General features: G+C 72.3%; 21 protein-coding genes and 1 pseudogene. 9 read left to right on the top strand and 13 right to left on the bottom strand.

Annotated elements, in window-relative coordinates; genetic code table 11:
* Positions 1-33: 33 nt before the first annotated feature.
* Positions 34-246 (bottom strand): hypothetical protein, encoded by a 213-nt coding sequence (locus tag AB0H57_RS26075; RefSeq protein WP_357510782.1) that lies wholly within the window; start codon positions 244-246, stop codon positions 34-36.
* Between the two features lie 80 nt (positions 247-326).
* On the bottom strand, positions 327-1,238 hold the full coding sequence (locus AB0H57_RS26070) for a LysR family transcriptional regulator (protein ID WP_357510780.1): 912 nt from the start codon (positions 1,236-1,238) through the stop codon (positions 327-329).
* A 70-nt stretch (positions 1,239-1,308) separates the two neighbouring features.
* Between AB0H57_RS26070 and AB0H57_RS26065 the strand changes: the two are divergent.
* From AB0H57_RS26065 to AB0H57_RS26050, 4 genes and pseudogenes are all read left to right on the top strand, one after another.
* Positions 1,309-2,124, top strand: a pseudogene (locus tag AB0H57_RS26065) (dihydrodipicolinate synthase family protein); the annotation flags it as partial.
* Between the two features lie 12 nt (positions 2,125-2,136).
* Positions 2,137-2,691, top strand: coding sequence for a DinB family protein (locus AB0H57_RS26060; RefSeq protein WP_357510838.1), 555 nt, complete (start codon positions 2,137-2,139; stop codon positions 2,689-2,691).
* A gap of 158 nt (positions 2,692-2,849) precedes the next feature.
* Positions 2,850-3,125, top strand: a complete 276-nt coding sequence (locus AB0H57_RS26055) for a hypothetical protein (protein WP_357510778.1) — start codon at positions 2,850-2,852, stop codon at positions 3,123-3,125.
* Positions 3,126-3,443: 318 nt separating this feature from the next.
* Complete coding sequence (locus AB0H57_RS26050) at positions 3,444-4,010, top strand: snapalysin family zinc-dependent metalloprotease (protein WP_357510776.1); 567 nt, start codon at positions 3,444-3,446, stop codon at positions 4,008-4,010.
* 112 nt (positions 4,011-4,122) lie between these two features.
* Here the strand turns inward: AB0H57_RS26050 and AB0H57_RS26045 are convergent, their stop codons facing one another.
* The 3 genes from AB0H57_RS26045 to AB0H57_RS26035 form a co-directional block, all read right to left on the bottom strand.
* On the bottom strand, positions 4,123-4,833 hold the full coding sequence (locus tag AB0H57_RS26045) for a VOC family protein (RefSeq protein WP_357510774.1): 711 nt from the start codon (positions 4,831-4,833) through the stop codon (positions 4,123-4,125).
* Between the two features lie 199 nt (positions 4,834-5,032).
* Positions 5,033-5,404 (bottom strand): VOC family protein, encoded by a 372-nt coding sequence (locus tag AB0H57_RS26040; RefSeq protein ID WP_357510772.1) that lies wholly within the window; start codon positions 5,402-5,404, stop codon positions 5,033-5,035.
* Positions 5,405-5,521: 117 nt separating this feature from the next.
* Positions 5,522-6,169: a TetR/AcrR family transcriptional regulator C-terminal domain-containing protein gene (locus AB0H57_RS26035; protein ID WP_357510770.1), complete on the bottom strand. Its 648-nt coding sequence runs from the start codon at positions 6,167-6,169 to the stop codon at positions 5,522-5,524.
* A 108-nt stretch (positions 6,170-6,277) separates the two neighbouring features.
* Between AB0H57_RS26035 and AB0H57_RS26030 the strand changes: the two genes are divergently transcribed.
* Positions 6,278-7,384, top strand: coding sequence for an FAD-dependent monooxygenase (locus AB0H57_RS26030; protein WP_357510768.1), 1,107 nt, complete (start codon positions 6,278-6,280; stop codon positions 7,382-7,384).
* A gap of 15 nt (positions 7,385-7,399) precedes the next feature.
* Here AB0H57_RS26030 and AB0H57_RS26025 read toward each other — a convergent pair whose 3' ends face one another.
* Positions 7,400-7,897 (bottom strand): DinB family protein, encoded by a 498-nt coding sequence (locus AB0H57_RS26025; protein ID WP_357510766.1) that lies wholly within the window; start codon positions 7,895-7,897, stop codon positions 7,400-7,402.
* A gap of 138 nt (positions 7,898-8,035) precedes the next feature.
* Here AB0H57_RS26025 and AB0H57_RS26020 point away from each other — a divergent pair, with 138 nt between their 5' ends.
* Entirely contained in the window at positions 8,036-8,647 is a 612-nt protein-coding gene (locus AB0H57_RS26020; RefSeq protein ID WP_357510764.1) for a GNAT family N-acetyltransferase, read from the top strand.
* A 122-nt stretch (positions 8,648-8,769) separates the two neighbouring features.
* On the opposite strand, the gene AB0H57_RS26015 is transcribed toward AB0H57_RS26020, so the two are convergent.
* A complete protein-coding gene (locus tag AB0H57_RS26015) occupies positions 8,770-9,690 on the bottom strand; it encodes a LysR family transcriptional regulator (RefSeq protein ID WP_357510762.1) in 921 nt (306 codons plus the stop codon).
* 230 nt (positions 9,691-9,920) lie between these two features.
* On the opposite strand from AB0H57_RS26015, the gene AB0H57_RS26010 reads away from it, so the two are divergent.
* Complete coding sequence (locus AB0H57_RS26010) at positions 9,921-10,274, top strand: DoxX family protein (protein WP_357510760.1); 354 nt, start codon at positions 9,921-9,923, stop codon at positions 10,272-10,274.
* 158 nt (positions 10,275-10,432) lie between these two features.
* Here AB0H57_RS26010 and AB0H57_RS26005 read toward each other — a convergent pair whose 3' ends face one another.
* Positions 10,433-11,077: an N-acetyltransferase gene (locus AB0H57_RS26005; RefSeq protein WP_357510758.1), complete on the bottom strand. Its 645-nt coding sequence runs from the start codon at positions 11,075-11,077 to the stop codon at positions 10,433-10,435.
* A gap of 298 nt (positions 11,078-11,375) precedes the next feature.
* Positions 11,376-14,891 (bottom strand): methionine synthase, encoded by a 3,516-nt coding sequence (gene metH, locus AB0H57_RS26000; protein ID WP_357510836.1) that lies wholly within the window; start codon positions 14,889-14,891, stop codon positions 11,376-11,378.
* Positions 14,892-15,216: 325 nt separating this feature from the next.
* Between metH and AB0H57_RS25995 the strand changes: the two genes are divergently transcribed.
* Both AB0H57_RS25995 and AB0H57_RS25990 read left to right on the top strand, forming a co-directional pair.
* A complete protein-coding gene (locus tag AB0H57_RS25995) occupies positions 15,217-16,086 on the top strand; it encodes a PAC2 family protein (RefSeq protein WP_357510756.1) in 870 nt (289 codons plus the stop codon).
* Between the two features lie 132 nt (positions 16,087-16,218).
* Positions 16,219-17,010 (top strand): GntR family transcriptional regulator, encoded by a 792-nt coding sequence (locus tag AB0H57_RS25990; protein ID WP_357510754.1) that lies wholly within the window; start codon positions 16,219-16,221, stop codon positions 17,008-17,010.
* A gap of 60 nt (positions 17,011-17,070) precedes the next feature.
* Here the strand turns inward: AB0H57_RS25990 and mshC are convergent, their stop codons facing one another.
* From mshC to AB0H57_RS25970, 4 genes are all read right to left on the bottom strand, one after another.
* Positions 17,071-18,309: a cysteine--1-D-myo-inosityl 2-amino-2-deoxy-alpha-D-glucopyranoside ligase gene (mshC, locus tag AB0H57_RS25985; RefSeq protein WP_357510752.1), complete on the bottom strand. Its 1,239-nt coding sequence runs from the start codon at positions 18,307-18,309 to the stop codon at positions 17,071-17,073.
* A 67-nt stretch (positions 18,310-18,376) separates the two neighbouring features.
* Positions 18,377-19,195: an SCO1664 family protein gene (locus AB0H57_RS25980; RefSeq protein ID WP_357510750.1), complete on the bottom strand. Its 819-nt coding sequence runs from the start codon at positions 19,193-19,195 to the stop codon at positions 18,377-18,379.
* Positions 19,192-19,764 (bottom strand): DUF3090 domain-containing protein, encoded by a 573-nt coding sequence (locus tag AB0H57_RS25975; RefSeq protein WP_357510748.1) that lies wholly within the window; start codon positions 19,762-19,764, stop codon positions 19,192-19,194. Before AB0H57_RS25975 ends, AB0H57_RS25980 begins: the two co-directional genes overlap by 4 nt.
* Positions 19,765-20,009: 245 nt before the next feature.
* Positions 20,010-20,723, bottom strand: a complete 714-nt coding sequence (locus AB0H57_RS25970) for a histidine phosphatase family protein (protein WP_357510746.1) — start codon at positions 20,721-20,723, stop codon at positions 20,010-20,012.
* Positions 20,724-21,234 lie beyond the last annotated feature (511 nt).

Here is a 21,234-nt window from a genome sequence, read left to right as displayed (position 1 = left end):
CCCGGTGGTCCGACCGCACGTCGGGGCAGGGGCTCAGCCGCCGGATGCACGGTCGTCGCGCTGCCACACCTCACCCTGGATCCCGTGCCGTCCGGCGGCGTGCCCCTCCTGCTCCGCCCGGGCGTCCCGGGCAGCCGCGGTGTCCTCCGCCGAGCTGAGCCGGGCCCGGTCGCGCCGGGCGACGTACCAGAACGAGGCGGCGCCGAGCAGCACCAGCACACCGAGCACGATCCACACTGTCCGCATGGCCGGCAGGATAGCCGGCCCGCGCTCGCCCCGAGGGCCGGCGAGACGGCCAGCCGGTCGGCGAACCTGCCGCGGCAGCGCTATCCGCACGCCCGGCTGTCCAGGTACCCGGCGGTGGACGCGCGCAGCGCCGCGACGCAGGCGGCCACCGCCGGGTGCCCGCCGCCGCCCCGCCGGTACGCCACCCGGGTGAACCGGCGCAGCGCCAGCGGGACCAGCCGCACCCCGGCAGGTGGCCCGTCCACCCCGAGCTGGGGCACCAGCGCCACCCCCTGACCGGCGGCGACCAGCGCCAGCACGGCCGTGAAGTCGTCGGCGTGGTGGCGTACGGCCGGGGCGAAGCCGGCCAGCTGGCAGGCGCGGACGGCCATGGTGTGGCAGAGGGTGCCGGGGCTGCCCAGCACCCAGTCGTCGTCCCGGCTGGCGGCGACGGGGTCGTCGGCCGGCACCGGCGGCCGGTCGGCGGCGACCGCCAGGTAGACCGTCTCGGTGAGCAGCGGCTCGGCTTCCAGGGCCGGCTCGGGCGGCACGGGCACGACGTCGTAGTCGTGCACCAGGGCCACGTCGAGGCGACGCTCGCGCAGCGCGGCCGGCGCCGCCGTCGGGTCCAGCTCGGTGATCATCAGGTCCAGCGCCGGATGGTCCCGGCCCAGCGCGGCCAGGGCGGCCGGCAGCAGGGTGCGTACCGCGCTGGGGAAGGCGCCGATGCGTACCGTCCCGGACAGCCCGGCGCGGGCGGCGGCCAGCGTGGCCTCGGCCGACTCCAGGACCGCCAGCACGGTCTCCGCGTGCCCGACCAGCGCGGCGCCGGCAGCGGTGAGGGTGACCCGCCGGCCGGCGCGCGCCAGCAGGGGCACCCCGGCCTGGCGTTGCAGGGCGGCCAGTTGCTGGGACACCGCCGACGGGGTGTACGCGTGGGCGTCGGCGACGGCGGCGATGGTGCCCAGGTGGGCGAGGTCGCGCAGCAGGACCAGGCGACGGACGTCGAGCATAAGCTCAGCTTACGGTTCCGTTGAGGAATCGGAACTGGTGCTGACGGGTCCGGTGGCCGACGCTGGGGTCATGACGTTGACCGGCCTGTTCGTTCCGCTGATCACCCCGTTCGACGAGGCCGGGGCGGTGGCCCCGGACGCGCTGTCCGCCCTCGCCCGCCGGGCGCTGGACGACGGCGCCACCGGCCTGGTGGCGCTGGGCACCACCGGCGAGCCGGGTGCGCTGACCGGGGACGAGCGGCGAGCCGTGCTCGACACGGTGGCCGGGGTGTGCCGGGAGCGGTCCGCGCCGCTGCTGGTCGGCGCGAACAGCCCGGACGAGCTGCGCGCGCTGGCCGACCGGCCGGAGGTCACCGCCGCGCTGACCCTGGTGCCGCCCTTCCTCCGCCCCGGCGAGGCGGGGGTGCTGGCCCACTTCGCCCGGCTCGCCGCGGTCAGCCCGGTGCCGCTGGTGGCCTACCACGTCCCGTACCGGACGGGGCAGCCGCTGTCGGCGGACGCGCTGCGCCGGCTGGCCGCGACCCCCGGCGTGGTCGCGGTGAAGCACGCCGTCGGGGGCATCGACCCGACCACGGTGGCGCTGCTGGCCGACCCGCCGCCGGGCTTCGCGGTGCTCGGCGGGGAGGACGTGGTGCTGCCGGCGCTGCTGGCGCTCGGCGCGCACGGCGGCATCGTCGCCTCCGCGCACCTGGCCACGGCCCGCTTCGCCGAGTTGGTCGAGGCGTGGTGCGCCGGTGACATGGCCCGGGCCCGGCCGCTGGGGCACCGGCTGGCCACCCTGGCCGCGGCGCTGTTCGCCGAGCCCAACCCCACGGTGATCAAGGCCGTGCTGCACGCCCACGGCCACATCCCGACCCCCGGCGTACGGCTGCCGTTGCTGCCGGCGGCGGCCGAGAGCGTGGCCGTGGCGCTGCGGGCGCTGGCGGCGGCCGACGGCCCGGCGGCGGTCCCACCGGACCCGGTCGACTGGACCTTCGTCATCGACCGGGGCTGCGGTGAGTGCGGGTTCACCCCGCCGCCGGCCGAGGCCACCGGCGAGCGGCTGCGGGCCACGCTGCCGACGTGGCGCGCGGCGCTGGCCGGCCCGGCCGCCGGCCGGCGGCCGGCCCCGACGGTCTGGTCCCCCGTCGAGTACGCCTGCCACGTCCGGGACGCCTGCCGGATCTTCCGGCAGCGGCTGGAGCTGATGCTGCGCGAGGACGACCCGACGTTCGCCAACTGGGACCAGGACACCACCGCCGTCGCCGAGGACTACTTCCACCAGTCCCCCGGCACCGTCGCCGGGCAGCTCGCCGCCGAGGCCGAGGCGACCGCCGCCGCCTTCGACGCGGTCCGCGCCGACCAGTGGGAGCGGCCCGGACGGCGCAGCAACGGGTCGCTGTTCACGGTGCGCAGCTTCGCGGTGTACTTCCTGCACGACGTGCTGCACCACGTGCACGACGTGACCCGGTGACGATTGCGGGCGGTAGGACCGCGGGGCCTCACCAGGCGTCGGGCGGGAGGTCGCCACGCAGCGCCCGCGCCAACCGGGCCCGGGTCGTCGCCCGGCGGTCCCGCCGGCCGGGATCGACGCGATCGCCGCGTGAGTGGTCACCGTGGCATCCTTGGTCGATGTCGCGCCCCCACCCGGCGCTGATCGCCGGGGTCCTCCTGCTCATCGCCGCCTGTGTCCTGCCGGGCATTCCGTTCGCCGACCTGGCCGGCAAGTCGCTGCCGTACCAGGATGCGCCGCCGCACCTGGTGGAGCAGCACGCCGCCGAGGTCGCCGCGACCGAGCACCGGCTGCTCGTCGCGGCGGCGATCGCCGTCGTCCTGGCCGTGCTGGGGGTGACCGCCCTGGTGCACGGGTGGCGGCAGCGGCGGCCGGGCACGCGCGGCCGGCGGTAGGTTCGGACCGGCGGCCGGCCTCGGGTCACGGCTCCTACTACGACAACGCCTACTGAACGCTCGCCAGCGACGTGGACATCGAACACATGGTGCCGCTGGCCGAGGTGCGAACAACTGCCCGAGCACCACGGTCTCCATGACGTACGCCTACTGGCCGGGGCCCGGCCAGCCGCGAGGGGCGCGACCCACCGGTCGCGCCCCTCGCCGCGTGTTCACCTCTTCTGCGATTGACTTATCTCAATACTTGATATCGATGGGCAGCGATTAATAAGCTGGCCTGGTCCCCGCTCGACCCATTCCCCCACTGGAGCGTGAACGATGCGTCTGCCCAAGCTGTCCCGAGTCCTCGCCGCCCTCGCCGCCACCACCATGGCGGCGTTCGGCGCCGTCGCCGTCGAGGCGACCCCGGCCTCCGCCGCCGTCCGCAACGTCTGCTACAACACCAGCCAGGCCGGGCCGTTCGCCAGCTACGCCAACCAGGCCGCCAGCATCTGGAACAACGCCACCGCCAACATCAACATGGCGCAGTGCGGCTCGAACCTGATGATCTACTACACCTACGGCGGCGGCTCGTACGCCCAGCGCACCAGCCTCGGCAACGGTCGCGTCGTCATCGACTACTACCAGGCCCAGCAGTACTCGCCGCTGCGGATCATGACCCACGAGATCGGCCACATCCTCGGCCTGCCCGACAACTACAACGGCAACTGCGCCATCCTGATGTCCGGCGGCAGCGCCGGCACCAGCTGCACCAACCCGTACCCGAGCTCCGGCGAGGCCGCGGCGGTCGACCGCAACTTCAGCTCCTTCGCCCGCACCGCGGCGACCTCCGGCGTCTTCGCGGACAGCTGGCCCGCCCCGGCGGCGGTGGGCGCCGCCCGCTGACCCCGCACGGCGACGGTCGGGCCGGCGTTCGCGCCGGCCCGACCGGCCGTGCCATCGGCGGAGGGCGAGCGTCCTGGTGGCCCCGGGCCCACCACTGAGCGGCGTACCGGGCTCATCGACCGGTTCCGCTCAGCCGGAACTCGTTGCCGTCGGGATCGGCCAGCGCGACGGCGCCGTCCGCACCGACCCCGAGCCGGGTGGCCCCCAGCGAGACCAGCCGGTCGACCTCCGCCTGCTGGTCGCCACCGGCCAGGGCGAGGTCGAAACGCTGCCGGTTCCGCCCCCGCATCGGGGCCACCGGCGGGCCGCCCCAGGCGACCTTCGTGCCACCGTACGGTGACTGGACCGCCGTCTCCTCGTCCTGGTCCCACACCAGCGGCCAGCCCAGGGCCTCGCTCCAGAAGATGCCGACCGCCCGGGTGCCGTCGCAGGCCAGCTCCCCGAGCAGGCCGCACCCGGCGAGGAAGTTGTTGCCCGGCTCGATCACGCAGAACGGGTTGCCCTCGGGGTCACCCAGGACGATGTGCCCCTCCTCGGGGCGCTGCCCGACGTCGAGGTGGCCGCCGCCGAGCTCCAGCACCCTCGCCACCATGTCCTGCTGGTCGGCGTCGGTGGCGCTGGTCAGGTGCAGGTGCAGCCGGTTCGACCCCGCCCGCTCCGCCTGGCTCGCGACGAACCGGAGGCCGAGCTGGGTGTCGTCGCCGGGCACGAGGGCGGCGCCGGCGTCCTCGACGACCTCCCGGCCGAGCACGGCGGCCCAGAAACCCGCCAGGCGACCCGGGTCGTGCGCGTCGAAGGTCACCGTGAGATGTGGGGAGAGCATCGCCATACGGTAGGCAGCGGCCGACGCGACGACAACGGGATTACGGACCCGCCCGTCAGCCTGTGCCAGGGCACACGCCACGGTGGATGGGGCGAGCAACTGCAGGCCCCCGTACTCTCGCGGTCATCTTCGCCGGCCTGAAGCGCGACTGGCCGCCAGCCCCGTCAATCAGGTGCGCCCGGCTGTTGTGGGCCGCCGGTCAGCCGTTGGGGCGTGACGCGATCGCCTGCAGCGACCACCTGTTGCCGTCAGGGTCGCCGAAGTAGACGAAGTTGCCCCATGGCTGCACCTCGACCTCGCTGGCATCGACGCCGGCGTCGAGCAGTTGCCGGCGCGCCGCCTCGGCGTCGGCGACCACGACCTGGATTTCCTGCGTACCGGGAGTCTTGTCGGTGATGCCCTCGCCGATCACGATCGAGCAGGCCGAGCCGGGCGGCGTCAGCTGGACGAACCGCAGGCCCTCGTGCACCCGGTGATCGTGGTCGGCGGTGAAGCCGACCTTCTGGTAGAACGCCTTGGCTCGGTCGACATCGGTCACCGGAACGGGGATGAGTTCGATCTTCCAGTCCATGGCTCCACCGTAGGACGTGGTCACGACACTTCGGGCTCGCCGCACCATCCGGCGCAGATGCGGCTGCCCGATCTGGGTGTCCCGGTGCTCGGCCGACCACGGCTGACTGAGCAGAGGTCACGTGGAGGGACGGCTGGTGAGGCCGTCCAAGATGGTGGTCAGGTTGCGATCGAAATTTTCCTCGGCGTCGAGGTGGGCGCCGTCGATGACGAGCCGGGCGATGGTGGGGTACCTGCCGGTGTCCAACTGACGTGTCAGGTAGGGGCCGAGGCTGGCCTGCCAGGCGAGTTCGTCGGTGCCGGTGGAACGGGCGGTGCGCCGCTCGGTGACCTCCCTGCGCAGTGCTCCGATGATGAAGGCGTTGAGGGTTCCTACCGCCCGCTGCAGGTCGGCGACGTCGCGTACGCCCGGGGCCTGGCTGAGCGCCGCCGCGGTCGATTCACCCACGGCGAGCGCGTTCGGACCCAGGTGTGGCCTTCCACCGAGCAGGTCGGAGAACCACTCATGGTCAAGCGCGGCGACCCGGGTCAGGTGGGCGATGGCCAGGACCGTGGCACGCCAATCGGACTGCCGGCCGGCCTCGGCGATCCGGGCATAGACGGCGTCGACCATGAGATCGAGCAGTTCGGATCTGTTGACCACGTAGGCGTAGAGCCGCATCGGACCGACGCCGAGCTCCTTGGCGATCTTGCGAACCGACAGCCCGTCGAGGCCGCACTCGTCAGCCACCCGGATCGCCGTCGCGGCGATCTTCTCGCGATTCAACGGGACGGGCGCCGCTCGCGTCCGGGGTTCGGGCCGCTCCCAGACAGGCTCCGCTTCGCTGCGGTACGGTGTATTCATAAGATACAGCGTACGTTAAGGAAGTTGATGATGCGCGTAGCGATCGCTGGTGGCGGCCTCGGCGGGCTGACCCTGGCCCGGATCCTGCACCGCCACGGCATCGATGCCGTGGTGTACGAGCGCGAGGCCAGCCGATTTGCCCGATCGCAGGGCGGCTCGCTCGACCTGCACCCGGAGTCCGGGCAACACGCCCTGGCGGAAGCGGGCCTCACCGGCCAGTTCCGAGCCGAAGCGCGACCCGAGGGCGAGGAACTTCGCATCCTCGACCCGGCCGGCCGGACCCTCCTGCACCACAAGCCGCAACCCGGCTCGTTCTCCGGACGACCCGAGATCGACCGGAGCACACTGCGTGATCTTCTGCTCGATTCACTCCCCGACGACGCGGTCGCGTGGGGGCACCGCCTCGTCGCGGCGACACCGGGACCTGACGGAGGTTTCTCGCTGGAATTTCATGGCGGCCACCGAGCAGACTGCGAGATCCTCATCGGCGCGGACGGTGCACGGTCAACAGTCCGGTCGCTGCTGACCGACGCGGAACTGACCTACGTGGCCACCTTGGCGGAGCTGAGCATCAGCGACGTTGACCGGCGCCACCCGGACCTCGCCGAGTTGGTCGGCCCCGGGAACCTGTGGTGCGTCGGCGTGAGCCAGATCCTGGCGGCGCAACGCGGCGGCGACGGCAGCCTGCGAGTCGCGGCGTCCTTGCGCGCGGACGACCGCCACATCGAAAGTAAGCGTGCTCTGCTGGACATGTTCGACGGCTGGGATGCAAGCCTCACCGCACTCATCGAAGCCGGCGACAGCGCGGCGACGCCGCGCCGGATCGAGACCATGCCGATCGGTACGCGCTGGGCCAGTCAGCCGGGCGTCACCCTGATCGGCGACGCCGCGCACCTCATGCCGCCGGTCGGCGAGGGCGCCAACCAGGCCATGCTCGACGCCGCGGAAGTCGCCCGCGAACTGGTCGCCAACCCCACCGACCCGCACTCAGCGATCCGGGCGTACGAACAGGAAATGTTCACCAGGACCCGTCCGATCGCCGAAATGTCCGCACGGGTCCACGCGATGATGCTGTCCCCGACCGCAGCGGAAGACCTCATCCGCTTCTTCACGGCTCGGCCCGCCGAGCCGGCATGAGCGGAGGTCCGCGCACTACTCGTTGAGGAGCTGCTCGCGAAGAATGTCCGCGTGCCCACAATGCTGGGCGAGCTCGCGCAGCACGTGCAGATACACCCACCGCAGCGGGAGCGGGCCCCGCCGGTTCCCGTGCAGGATGTCGTCCAGGCCCAGCGATGCCGTCGCCCGGCGTGATGCTTCACAGGCTTCGCGGTGTGCGTCCTGGACGGTGGCGATCGTGTCGTCGTCGTCGAGGATGAACGACTCGTCCGCCGTCGCGGGGAGGCCGATCTCAGCGCGCGACCGGCACGTGATTGCTTCGTCGAACCAGACCTTCTCGACGAAAGTCGCGTGCTTCACCAAACCCAACAGCGTGGTTTCGGAGGCCACCAACGATCGGCGTACCTGTTCCTCCGTCAGCCCGTCCAAGCAGCCGTCGAGCGCGCCGCGGTGCTCGTCGAGGAACGCCTCGAACTGGGCACGTAGTGGCTGTGCGACGACCTGGTCGGCGAAGGTAGGCGGATAGGAAGGCATGAGCGAAGCATTCCAGACCGTCGCCCAGGAGCGACCAGCGAACTCGGGAGAGCCGTGCGGCGCGTACAACGAGCCGACCGGCAGGCGGTTGGATAAACCGGTCGTGTCGCGGCGGCGCGTTCGCTAGCCTCCCACCTCGTGGCCAGCGCGAACATACACACCGAACGCCTTGAGCTTCGCCCCGTGCGGGACGAGGACATCGACCGCATCCTGGAGTATCGCAACCTGCCGGAGGTCACCCGTTGGCTGCTGCGCACCGATGTCGACCCGGTGTCCTTTCGGGCGGCGTGGCGACGCGCGGCGGAGAACCCCGACGACCACAGCGTGGCGGTGCTCCTTGACAGCGTGGTGATCGGGACCGTTTCGCTCGACGTGCTCGACGGCATGGGGCAGCCCGGCATGCCGTCGCGCACGGAGGCCCAGCTCGGCTACATCTTCGACCCAGCGTACGGCGGCAAGGGCTATGCGACTGAGGCTGTCACCGCGATGGTGGCGTACTCGTTCGACCAGCTGGGCGTTCGACGGATCACCGCTGGCTGCTTCGCGGACAACCTGCCCTCGGTGCGGATCCTCGAGAAGGTCGGAATGCGTCGTGAGCAGCATGGCATCGGCGACTCCTGGCACGCCGAGTTGGGCTGGGTCGACGGCTACACGTATGCCGTGCTTGCCGAGACATGGCGCCACGGGCGACACCATGGGGCCGGCGACGGTGATCGGGCTGACACGCCGGAGGCGTTGCCCCTTCCCTGAGTGCGACAGGCTGCCGTTCCAGCCGACACCCTCTCATCATCGGCACGAGCGGTCGGCTGACTTGTCGGTCTCGCAGGTGTGGTCCCTGACGTCCGGCCGCTCTGCTTGACCGCCATCGTCGGTCAGGTGATGCGATCGGGGTGCTGTGGTGGCCTGTTGGCCAGGCAGCAACGGATGAAGTCCTGGATGACGGGGTTGGTGTCGGCGGTGGGCGGCCAGGCAACGCCGACCTGACTGGGGCTGACGCCGCTGACGGGCCGATAGGTGACATCAGGGCGCGCATAGTAGCGAGCGGCGGATTCGGGGGCCAGGGCGATGCCGTAGCCGTTGGCGATCGCGGTTAGCCAGTCGTCGGGCTGGCCGCTGTCGGTGACAGCTCCGATTTGGACCGGGTGGCCCTCCCGCTCGCCGGCGGCCAGCCACCAGTCGCGCCACCAGCCGGTTTCGGCGGGAGCGGCGACGAACGGCTGATCCCACAAGTCACGAAAGGCGATGTGGTCGCGCGCGGCCAGCGGGTGGGTGACGGGCAGCGCCACCCATCGGGGCTCGGTGAACAGCACCTCGGTACGCAGGCTGTCCTGGCCGGGAAAGGGCAGCCGCAGCAGGGCGACATCGGTGTCGCCGCTCGCCAGCCCGGCGGTGGGGTCGGTCCAGGGGGCGGCCTGCATCTCCACCCGCCAGTCGGGCCGGCGGCGGCCGAAGGCGGCGATGATCCGCTGGGTGGCCTCGTTGGCGGCGCCGGCCAGGAATCCAACCCGCAGCACCCGGGCGGCGCGGCTGGCGGCGCTCTTGACCTCCTGCAGCGCCTGGTCGAACCCCGCCAGCACGGCGGGCACCCCGTCGGCGAGTGCCTGGCCTGCCGCGGTGAGCGTCATCCCGGCCCGGGAGCGGGTGAACAGCCGCACCCCTAGCTGGCTCTCCAGCTGCCTGATCTGCTTGGTCAACGCCGGCTGGGACACGAACAGCCGCTCGGCCGCGCGAGTGAGATTCCCTTCCTCGGCGACGGCGGCGAAGGAGCGCAACAGCCGGGTGTCGACGTCCATGCCATCAGGTTATGGATGCGTGTATTGGACCCAGGCCTGGCCCCCAGGGAGTCTTGATCCCGTCAGCCAGCAATCTACTGCTGCCGGTGGCAGACCGCCGTGAGCCCAGCCATAGGCGGGTGGCTCCACAGAACCCGACCCGGTGCCGCCGTCGGTGAGGCTCCCCCGGCCGCGGAAGACGGCCGGGCCTGCCAACGGCGCGCAGAGACCTTAAGGGAGGAGCAAGAAGGGTGTTCACCACATACGTGCTCATCACCGTCGTAACCATCGTGGCCAACGCCTCGGTGGCGCTCGCGGATCTCACCCGCGCCAGATTCGTCCTCGCCAATATGGAGGAGGTCGGCCTGCCGCGGTCCTGGCTGGCGCCACTCGGACTCCTCAAAGGCGCCGGAGCAGCCGGGCTCCTGCTCGGGCTGCTGGGCCTGCGGCCCCTCGGGATCGCAGCCGCGATCGGACTCGTCCTGTTCTTCGCCGGCGCCCTCGCTACCCACGTCCGCGCCCGCGTCTTCCACAACATCGCGTTCCCCGGAGCCTACTTCGCACTGGCCATCGCATCCGCGGCCCTCGCCGTTGGCGTCCGTTGACGCCCAGCCTCTCGAAGGTGCAGGACATGCCCGTCCAGACGCGCGTTCTTCGACAGCTCCGGTCGTCTCGGGGGCGCTGAACAGCGGTGATGAGCGGACGTTCGCAGGGGTTGGGTCTATCTCTCGACCTCGGGCAGTGGGAGTGCCTCAGTGTCCCGTCAGACGGCGCCGGGTGATCGGTTGGCGGTAGGCTGCGACGTGGAGTCCAGCACGAGCTTCATCGACACGAGTTCGGTGAATCCGGCGCGTCGCGCGAAGCGCACTTTCCGGCGCTTGTACACCGTGAAGTTGAGCTTGGTGTAGAGGCCGAGGGCGGGTGCGTTGGTGTCCTTGATGTCTTCGAGCACGTACTCGCGATACCCGGGCAACGCCAGCAGGTGACGCAGCAACGCGGTCGCGACGCCGCGACCCTGATAGGCCGGTTCGGTGGCGACGAACCCGATCTCGGCGAGCCGGGGCCGGGCGCCGTCGGAGGGACGCATGAACCATCTCCGGATCACCACGTAGCCGAGCAGCCCGCGCGCCAGCCCGAGATGACGCCGGATCTCCCGCCAGCGCGGCGCGAACAGCGTCTGGTCGCCCTCGGTGAGCGAGGCGAGGCCGGCGGGCTCCCCATCCACGAGCGCGATGTAGAACCGTTCGAGCAGCAGCATGTGCTCGAACGCATCGGCCAACTTGCCGGTGTCGCGCGAGAACGCGACGAAGTCCGCTGCGAAGCTGCGCACGTAGACCTCGGTGATGCGGCGCCGGTATCCCTCGCCGAGTTCGTCTCCCCGCTCGACCACGACCATCGTCTCGACCATCCCGTCCACCCACGAGTCACGCGCCCGTACGGGCTCGACCATATCCCCCGGCACGCACGCTGAAGCACGCCCGAGGTTAGCTATGGCGACCACTCTGGGCGGAGTGACGCGCGCTCATCGATTTTTGAGCATGTCTCGCTCATTGCGGACCCACAGGCAGGTGCTGGGGTAGGTACGAAGTTGACAGACGGATTCGAGAACCTGTTCCGACTACGACTCCAAGCCGCTGATAGCAGACGGCATGATCGAAATCACGCCGTTTCGGGCGCTCCGTCGCACCTCAGCGCACCTGCGCCGCTCACTTGGCGTTGAAGTAGTTCGCCTCCGGGTGGTGCACCACGATCGCGTCCGTCGCCTGCTCCGGCACGAGCTGGAACTCCTCCGACAACTGCACTCCGATCCGCTCCGCGCCGAGCAGGTCCACGATCTTCGCCCGGTCCTCCAGCTCGGGACAGGCCGGATAGCCGAACGCGTACCGGCAGCCGCGGTAGTCGTTGCGCAGCAGGCCGGCCAGGTCCGCCGGGTCGCCGTCGGCGACGGTCCGCCCGCCGGGCAGGGTCAGCTCGGTGCGGATCCGGCGGTGCCAGTACTCGGCCAGGGCCTCGGTGAGCTGCACGGACAGGCCGTGCACCTCCAGGTAGTCGCGGTACTCGTTGGCGGCGAACATCTTCGCCGTGTAGTCGCTGATCGGCTGGCCGACGGTGACCAGTTGCAGGGCCACCACGTCCAGCTCGTCGCCCTTGGGGCGGAAGAAGTCGGCCAGGCAGAGCCGGCGTTCCTGCCGCTGCCGGGGGAAGGAGAACCGGGCCCGCTCGGCGTGTCCGTTCTCGTCCAGCACCACCAGGTCGTTGCCTTCGGCGTACGCGGGGAAGTAGCCGTACACCACGGCCGCCTCGAGGATCTGGTCGGAGGTGAGCCGGTCCAGCCAGTACCGCAGCCGGGGCCGCCCCTCGGTCTCCACCAGTTCCTCGTACGACGGGCCCTGGCCGCCGCGGGCACCGCGCAGCCCCCACTGGCCGAGGAAGGTGGCCCGCTCGTCCAGCAGCGCCGCGTAGTCGGCCAGCGGCAGCCCCTTGACCACCCGGGTGCCGAAGAACGGCGGCTTCGGCACCGCCACGTCGGCGGCGACGTCGGACCGCACCGACGCGTCGTCCAGCTCCGGCAGCGACTCGTTGACCATGGCGCGCTGCTTCTCCCGGCGGGCCCGCCGGGCGGCGAGGGCCGCCTCCCGCTCCGGGTCGACCACCGGCGCGCCGCCCCGCTTGGCCGCCATCACCCGGTCCATCAGGGCCAGCCCCTCGAACGCGTCGCGCGCGTAGTGCACCTGGCCGGGGAACATCGACCGCAGGTCGTCCTCGACGTACGCCCGGGTCAGTGCCGCCCCACCGAGCAGGACCGGCCAGCGCTCCGCGACCCCGCGCGACGCCATCTCGACCAGGTTCTCCTTCATGATGACTGTGCTCTTGACCAGCAGCCCGGACATCCCGATGGCGTCGGCCCGGTGCTCCGCCGCGGCGTCCAGGATCGCGTTGATCGGCTGCTTGATGCCGATGTTGACGACCTCGTAGCCGTTGTTGGACAGGATGATGTCGACCAGGTTCTTGCCGATGTCGTGCACGTCGCCCTTGACCGTGGCCAGCACGATCCGGCCCTTGCCACCGTCCTCGGTGGCCTCCATGTGCGGCTCCAGGTACGCCACCGCGGTCTTCATCACCTCGGCGGACTGGAGCACGAACGGCAGCTGCATCTGCCCCGAGCCGAACAGCTCGCCGACCACCTTCATCCCGTCCAGCAGGATGTCGTTGATGATGGACAGCGGGCTACGCCCCTGCGCCATGGCGGTGTCGAGGTCGGCCTCCAGGCCGTTGCGCTCGCCGTCGATGATCCGCCGCTTGAGCCGCTCGTCCAGCGGCAGCGCGGCCAACTCCTCGGCCCGGGTGGCGCGCGCCGAGGCGGCGTCCACCCCCTCGAAGATCTCGATGAACCGCTGCACCGGGTCGTATCCTTCGCGGCGCCGGTCGTAGATCAGGTCCAGCGCGAGCTCGCGCTGCTCGTCGGGGATCTTCGACATCGGCAGGATCTTGCTGGCGTGCACGATCGCCGAGGTCAGGCCGGCCTGCTGGCACTCGTGCAGGAAGACCGAGTTGAGCACCTGGCGGGCGGCCGGGTTCAGGCCGAACGAGACGTTCGACACGCCCAGGGTGAAGTTGATCCCCGGGAACCGGGCGGCGATCTCCCGGATCGCCTCGATCGTCTCGATGCCGTCGCGGCGGGTCTCCTCCTGACCGGTGGCGATCGGGAAGGTCAGCGCGTCGATCAGGATGTCCTCCCGGCGCATCCCCCACCGGCCGGTCAGGTCCTCGATCAGCCGGACGGCGACGCGCACCTTCCAGTCCCTGGTGCGGGCCTGGCCCTCCTCGTCGATGAGCAGCGCGACCACCGCGGCCCCGTGCTCGGCGACCACCGGCATCACCCGGGCGTAGCGGGACCCCGGCCCGTCGCCGTCCTCGAAGTTCACCGAGTTGACCACACAGCGCCCGCCGAGCATCTCCAGCCCGGCCTCGATCACCGCCGGCTCGGTGGAGTCCAGCATGATCGGCAGGGTGGACGCGGTGGCGAACCGGCCGGCCAGCTCGCGCATGTCGGTGGTGCCGTCCCGGCCGACGTAGTCGACGCAGAGGTCCAGCAGGTGCGAGCCGTCCCGGGCCTGGCTGCGGGCGATCTCCACGCACGCCTGCCAGTCGGCGGCCAGCATCGCCTCCCGGAACGCCTTCGAACCGTTGGCGTTGGTCCGCTCCCCCACCATCAGCACGCTGGCGTCCTGAGCGAACGGCACGTGATGGTAGATCGACGAGACGCCGGGCTCGGGGCGCGGCTCGCGGGCCACCGGGGCGGCGCCGTGCAGCCGCTCGGACAGCACCCGGATGTGCTCCGGGGTGGTGCCGCAGCAGCCGCCGACCAGCGCCACGCCGTACTCGGTGACGAACCGCTCCAGCGCGTCGGCCAGCTCCACCGGGCTCAGCGGGAAGTACGCGCCGTCGGCGGTCAGCACCGGCAGGCCGGCGTTCGGCATCACCGAGATCGGGATCCGCGAGTGCTGCGACAGGTAGCGCAGGTGCTCGCCCATCTCGGCCGGGCCGGTGGAGCAGTTCAGCCCGACCAGGTCCACCCCGAGCGGCTCGATCGCGGTCAGCGCGGCGCCGATCTCGCTGCCCAGCAGCATGGTGCCGGTGGTCTCCATCGCCACCTGGCAGATGATCGGGACCTCTCGGCCCAGCTCGGCCATCGCCCGCTTGCAGCCGACCACCGCCGCCTTGACCTGGAGCAGGTCCTGCGACGTCTCGATGATCAGGGCGTCCGCGCCGCCGGCGATCAGGCCGGCGGCGTTGTCCAGGTACGCGTCGCGCAGCGCCGCGTACGGGGCGTGGCCCAGGGTCGGCAGCTTGGTGCCCGGCCCGATCGAGCCGAGCACGAACCGGGGCCGCTCCGCCGTGGCGTACGCGTCGGCGGCCTCCCGGGCGATCCGCGCGCCCGCCTCGGCCAGCTCCCGGATCCGGTCGGCGATGCCGTACTCCCCCAGGTTGGGCAGGTTGGCGCCGAAGGTGTTGGTCTCCACGCAGTCCGCCCCGGCGGCCAGGTACGCGTCGTGCACGCCGCGCACCACGTCCGGGCGGGACACGTTGAGGATCTCGTTGCAGCCCTCATGACCCTCGAAGTCGTCGAGGGTCAGGTCGGCCGCATGCAGCATCGTGCCCATCGCCCCGTCGGCGATGAGGATCCGATCTGACAGCACATCCAACAACGAAACATCCAGCAACGAAGTCCGCACCCCGCCAGGTTAGTGCGGCTTGCCCCGGCCGTGCCGCTCCACCCGTGCCCTTCCCACATCGTGTCGGCGCAATCGGTGCGTACCTTTGACGCGTTTCGCCCTGTCCGGCTGGGGGCGACCGGCGCGGCCGGCGGGCCGCCCCCCGCGCCGCCACGTAGGCTACGGACGTGAAGGACAACAGGGACGCCACCGGGCGACGGCGCCAGGCCGCGGCGCGGCGCCAGACGCGCCGAACGGGAGTCGCCGCGGGCGGCCGGACGACCGGACCGCCTCCCGGCGCCGTCTCCGACGAGCAGGGCGAGGTGACGGCGTGACCGAGTTCGACGGACTGCCGGTACTGCGGTCCCCGGTGGCGATCGCCGCGTTCGAGGGCTGGAACGACGCCGCGGACGCCTCCACCGCCGCGGTCGAGCACCTGGAACAGGTCTGGCAGGCCCGGCAGGTCACCGAGCTGGACCCGGAGGACTTCTACGACTTCCAGGTCAGCCGGCCGACCATCACCATGGCCGAGGGCGAGACCCGACGGGTGGAGTGGCCCACCACGCGGTTCATGGTGGCCAGCCCGGAGGGCACCGAGCGGGACGTGGTGCTGATCCGGGGCATCGAGCCCAGCATGCGCTGGCGCACCTTCTGCGAGCAGGTCCTGGAGATCTGCCACAGCCTGGAGGTCGAGCGGGTGGTGCTGCTCGGCGCGCTGCTGGCCGACGTGCCGTACACCCGGCCCCTGCCGATCACCGGCAGCGCGTCGGACGCCGACGCGGCCCGCCGCTACCAGCTGACCCCGACCCGGTACGACGGGCCGACCGGCATCGTCGGCGTGCTGCACGACGCCTGCGGCCGGGCCGAGGTGGACGCCGTCTCGTTCTGGGTGCACGTTCCGCACTACGCCAACAACCCGCCCTGCCCCAAGGCCACCCTCGCCCTGCTGCACCGGGTCGAGGAGGTGCTCGACCTGCCGGTGCCGATGGCCGACCTGGCCGAGGAGGCCGCCGAGTGGGAGCAGCGGGTCCGCAGCGCCGCCGAGCAGGACGCCGAGCTGGGTGAGTACGTCCGCGAGCTGGAGGAACGGGTCGGCGACGCCGGCATCACCCCGCTGACCGGCGACGAGATCGCCCAGGAGTTCGAGAAGTACCTGCGCCGCCGCGGCGGCTCCGCCGGTCCCACCGCCGGCTCCTGGTAACTCGATCCGCCTGCTGGTAGCTCCGTCCGCGAAGGCCGGGTCCCGTTTCGGGGCCCGGTTTCTTCGTGTCCGGGGTGGCGCGGCCACCCCCTCTACGGCATCCTAGGAACCTAGCTGTTCGAGGAGGCGGGCGTGCAGATCAACCCGGGGGCCGCCGAGTTCCCGCACCGGCAGATCGCGGCGCAGCTCAAGGCCCAGGTGCGCCGCGGCGACTGGGCGCCGGGCGAGCGGCTGCCGTCCATCCCGGCCATCGCCGAGATGTTCGGCGTCGCCAAGCAGACTGTGCAACGCGCCGTCGACCAGCTGCGGGTCGAGGGCATCCTGATCACCAAACCCGGCTCGGGTACGTACGTCCGGGGCACCCGGCGCCGGCTCAACCGGCTCGCCCGGGGCCGGTACGGCGGCTTCCGCGGCTACCACACCGACCTGGCCGCCCGGTACCGGCAACAACTGGTCTCCGTCGGCCGCTCCCCCGCCCCGCCCGAGGTCGCCGACGCGTTCGGGGTCGCCGACGGCACCGAGCTGCTCTGCCGCCGGCACCTGGTCCGCACCGAGGACGCGCCGGTCGAGGTCGGTGCCTCCTGGTTCCTGCCCGCCGACACCGCCGGCACCTCCCTCGAACGGGCCGAGGCGTTCGGCCGGCCGCTCTACCAGGAGGCCGAGGAGGCCACCGGGCGCCGGTATGTCACCGCCACCGACACGATCAGCGCCCGCCAGCCCTCCCGGGAGGAGTCGGAGACGCTGCAGATCCGCCCCGACACCCCCGTGCTGCACCTGCTGCACGTGGCGTACGACGAGCGGCGCAAGCCGATCGAGGTGGCCCAGGCCACCTGGCCCGGCCCGATGACCACGCTCACCGAGGAGTACAAGATTCCGGCGCCGGCCCCGGAGCAGGACCCCGACCCCGGCCTCGTCCTCGGCTGAGCGCTCCCGCGCCGACGGGCGGGCCCGCCTCTACCGAATGCGTTAAGCGGGGCCCCCGCCTTACAGGCGGATGCCGAGGAGGGCGTCGACGGTGTCGGCGAAGAGGCGCGGGGCGTCCGCGTCGTCCGCGATGCCGGCCAGGGCCCGGTCGGCCCAACCGTCGGCCACCGCCAGGGCGCCCGGGGTGTCCAGGTCGTCGGCGAGTCGGGCGCGTACGGCGGCCAGCAGCTCGGCCCCGGACGGCCCGGCGGGCACCGCGGCGGCCCGGCGCCAGCGGTCCAGCCGCTTCCCGGCCGCGGCGAGCAGTTCGTCGGTCCACGACCGGTCGGTCCGGTAGTGCCCGCTCAGCAGGGCCAGCCGGACCGCCATCGGGTCCACCCGGTCGGCCCGCAGCCGGGAGACGAAGACCAGGTTGCCCCGGGACTTCGACATCTTCTCGCCGTCCAGGCCGATCATGCCCGCGTGCACGTAGTGGTCGGCGAACGGCGCCGCGCCGGTGAGCCGCTCGGCGTGCGCGGCGGAACACTCGTGGTGCGGGAAGAGCAGGTCGTTGCCGCCGCCCTGCACGTCGATCCGGTCGCCGAGCAGGTTCAGCGCGATCACCGCGCACTCGATGTGCCAGCCCGGGCGGCCGGCGCCCAGCTCGCCGCCCGGCCAGGACGGCTCGCCCTCCCGGGCGCCGCGCCACAGCAGCGGGTCGAGCGGGTCGCGCTTGCCGGCCCGGTCCGGGTCGCCACCGCGCTCCGGGAAGATCTCCAGCATCTGCGCCCGGGACAGGTTCGACTCGTAGCCGAACGCGGGGGCGGCGGAGATGTCGAAGTAGACGTCGCCGGTGCCGTCGTCGAGCCGGTACGCCGCGCCGTCCTTGAGCAGCACGAGCACCTTCTCGGCGATGTCCGGGATGGACTCCACCGCCCCGACGTAGTGCGCCGGCGGGATGATCCGCAGCGCCTCCATGTCCTCCCGGAACAGCGCCGTCTCCCGCATGGCCAGGACCTTCCAGTCCTCGCCGTCGCGCTCGGCCCGCTCCAGCAGCGGGTCGTCGATGTCGGTGACGTTCTGCACGTACCGCACGGTCAGGCCGGCGTCGCGCCACATCCGCTGCACCAGGTCGAAGGCGATCATGGTGGCGGCATGCCCGAGGTGAGTGGCGTCGTACGGGGTGATGCCGCAGACGTACATCGAGGCGGCCCCGTCGGGCCGGCTGGGATGGACACCTTGCCGCGCCGAGTCGTACAGCTTCGGTGGTGTGCCCTCGCCCGGCAGCCGTGGCACCTCGTGTCCCGCCCAAGACTCCATGACCATCAGCCTAACGAGCCGTCAGGCCGTCGCGGGCCGCCCTACGGGTGATCAACGCGACAACGACTCACATGGGCGGCCAGGGAATCGCCGGCCACTCCTGGGAAGGTTGCGGGAAGGTGCCGGCCGCGCGCAGCCGCTCGATCCGCTCGGCCAGCCCGGCCACCTCCGAGACGGTCAGGTGCTCGGCCAGCTCGTCGCCGAGCGCCCCGCCCACCTGACCGGCGAGAGCGGCGAGCATCGCCACGACGTCCGGCGGCAGCTGCCGGCCGGCCCAACCCCAGAGCACCGTACGCAGCTTCTCCTCGACGTGGAAGCTCACCCCGTGGTCCACGCCGTAGACCCGGTCGTCCGGGCCGACCAGCACGTGCCCGCCCTTGCGGTCCGCGTTGTTGATCACCGCGTCGAGGACCGCGAGCCGGGCCAGCCGGGGATCGTCGGCGTGGGCGAGAGCGTACGCGGCACCGTCGTCGTCCCGGGCCGCCGCGATCGGGAACCAGCGCGGCGGCACCGCGTCCGCCGGCACGAAGCCGACCAGCGGCTCGCCGTCGTCCGGCTCGTCGATCCAGAGCTGACAGGAACCGGGGCCGAACGGGCCGTCCCGCAGCACCGTCGGCGGCACCAGGTCCCAGCCGGTGGCCCGGGAGACGAGGTACGCCGCCACCTCCCGGCCCGCCAGGGTGCCGTCCGGGAAGTCCCACAGCGGCCGCTCGCCGCGCACCGGCTTGTAGACACAGCGGGCGGTCACCCCGTCGAGGGTGAGGATGCCGCGCAGGGTGGTGTTCGAGGCGTCCACGAGACGCCCCTCCAGGTCCAGCTCACCGTCGTGCAACAGCCGGAGCGCGGCGCGCTCGTCGTGCCGTGGCCGCAGCTCCGACGACGTCACCGGTGGTAACCGTTGTGCCGCGGGCAGAGGTGCCCGGCGGGGTCCAGCGGTTGGCCGCAGAGCGGGCAGGGCGGGCGACCGGCGTTGACCACCCGGCGGGCCCGGGCGATGAACTCCCGGGTCGCCTCGGGGGTCAGCCGCACCCGCAGCCGGTCGAGGTCCTCGTCCGGCTCCTCCGCCTCGTCCTCGTCCTCGTCCTCCAACTCGGCCTCGGCCTCGGCCTCGCCGGCCGCGATCGCCTCGATCACCACGGTCGCCGTGTCCACGTCGAAGGCCAGGCCGAGCGTGCCGACCCGGAACTCCTCGTCGACCGGGGTGTCGAGCGGGTCGTTGTCACCGCCGGGGCTCGGCGCCGCCTCGGGCAGATCGACGCCGAACCGGCGCTGCGCCTCGGAGAGCAGCTCCTCCAGCTTCTCGGCCAGCAGGGAGACCTGCACCTTCTCCAGCGCGACGCTGACCAGCCGGCCACCGCCGCGCGCCTGAAGGAAGAACGTACGCTCCCCAGGCGGGCCGACGGTCCCGGCGACGAACCGCTCCGGCGGCTCGAAGGCGTGCACCTGGTGGGTCATACCCACGACCCTATCCGGCCCGCCCGCGCGTCGCGCACCGCACTCACGGTGATTCGCCGCCACGCGGCGCGCCGGGTGCGGCAGGGCGACGCGCCGGGCGTGGCGGGGCGGTGCCCGGGCGTGGCGCTCCCGGGGCGGCCTGGGTTCGCGACCGCGGGGCTCGCAGAACGGGCTCGCTCCTCGCGCTCACGGGGCGGCCTGGGTTCGCGACCGCGGGGCTCGCAGAACCGGCTCGCTCCTCGCGCTCACGGGGTCGCCCCCGCGCCGCCGCCCACGGCCGCGTCCGAGTCGGCGGTACTCGCCGCCCGGCGGCGCCGCTTGCGCGGCGGCGGCACCAGCCCGGCCAGGTCGCCGCCGGTGTCGTTGAGCCGGACCAGGAACGGGCGCAGCGGCGTGTAGCGGATCACGGTCACCGACGCCGGGTCCGCCACGATCCGCTGGAAAAGATCCAGGTGTACGCCGAGCGCGTCGGCGACGATGGCCTTGATCACATCGCCGTGGCTGCACGCCAGCCAGACCGCCTCCGGGCCGTGCTCGGCGGTGACCCGGGCGTTCCAGGAGCGCACCGCGGCCACCGCCCGGGCCGCCATCGCCGCCATCGACTCCCCGTCCGGGAAGACCGCCGCGCTCGGATACTGCTGCACCACCGGCCAGAGAGGTTCCTTTGCCAGCTTCTTCAGCGGCTGCCCCTCCCAGCTGCCGTACCCGCACTCGATCAGCCCCTCCTCCACGGCCGGCTCGGCCGCCGGCAGGGCCAGCTCCAGGGTCTGCCGGCAGCGGACCAGCGGACTGGTCACCACCGCCGCGAGCGGCAGAGCCTTCAGCCGCTCGCCGACCGCCGTGGCCTGAGCCCGACCGGTCTCGTCCAGCTCGACCGGCTGCCGGCCGGCCAGCCCGCCGTCGGCGTTCGCGGTGGTCCGGCCGTGTCGCAGAAGCAGAAGGGTCGCCACGCTGACCACCCTATGACCTCGATCGGCCCGCCCGGGGACGGCGTCCCGGGGTGCAAGGCGAGGTCCCTTGTTAACGCTTTCGGTAGAGGAGGGCCCCTTGTTAACGCCGGCCGGGGGTGCCGTGCAGGTGTTGGTCGGCGTTGTGGGGCCGGTGGGTGGTTGTGGGCGGGGTGTCGGGTTTCGGGGTGTGACCGGCCGCATCCGGGGGGTGGAATGGCGGGCGGGGTGGGGTCGTTACATCACCCGGACGACCGTGCCAGCAGCCCAAACCCCTTCGGGTGGAGGCCGCCGCCGGGAATGACGGCGGGCCGCCGGTCGTTACACATGGTCCGGCGCCGGGTAGCGGCCCCGCCCCGCGAGCCGCCGGATCCCCCCAAGACTTTTGTGAGCGCCTGACGTGGTGCTTGCACCCCACGCGCGCCGACCCCCGTCGGCCGTCGGGTGCCGAACCCCGGAATGGAGCTACCCCCATGAACACGACCCTGCGTAAGAGCGTCCTCGGTATCGCTGGTCTGGCGTT

Origin of the sequence: Micromonospora sp. NPDC050686, from assembly GCF_040654475.1 — a bacterium.
Classification (GTDB): Bacteria; Actinomycetota; Actinomycetes; order Mycobacteriales; family Micromonosporaceae; genus Micromonospora.
This window is presented reverse-complemented; position numbering and strand designations above follow the sequence as displayed.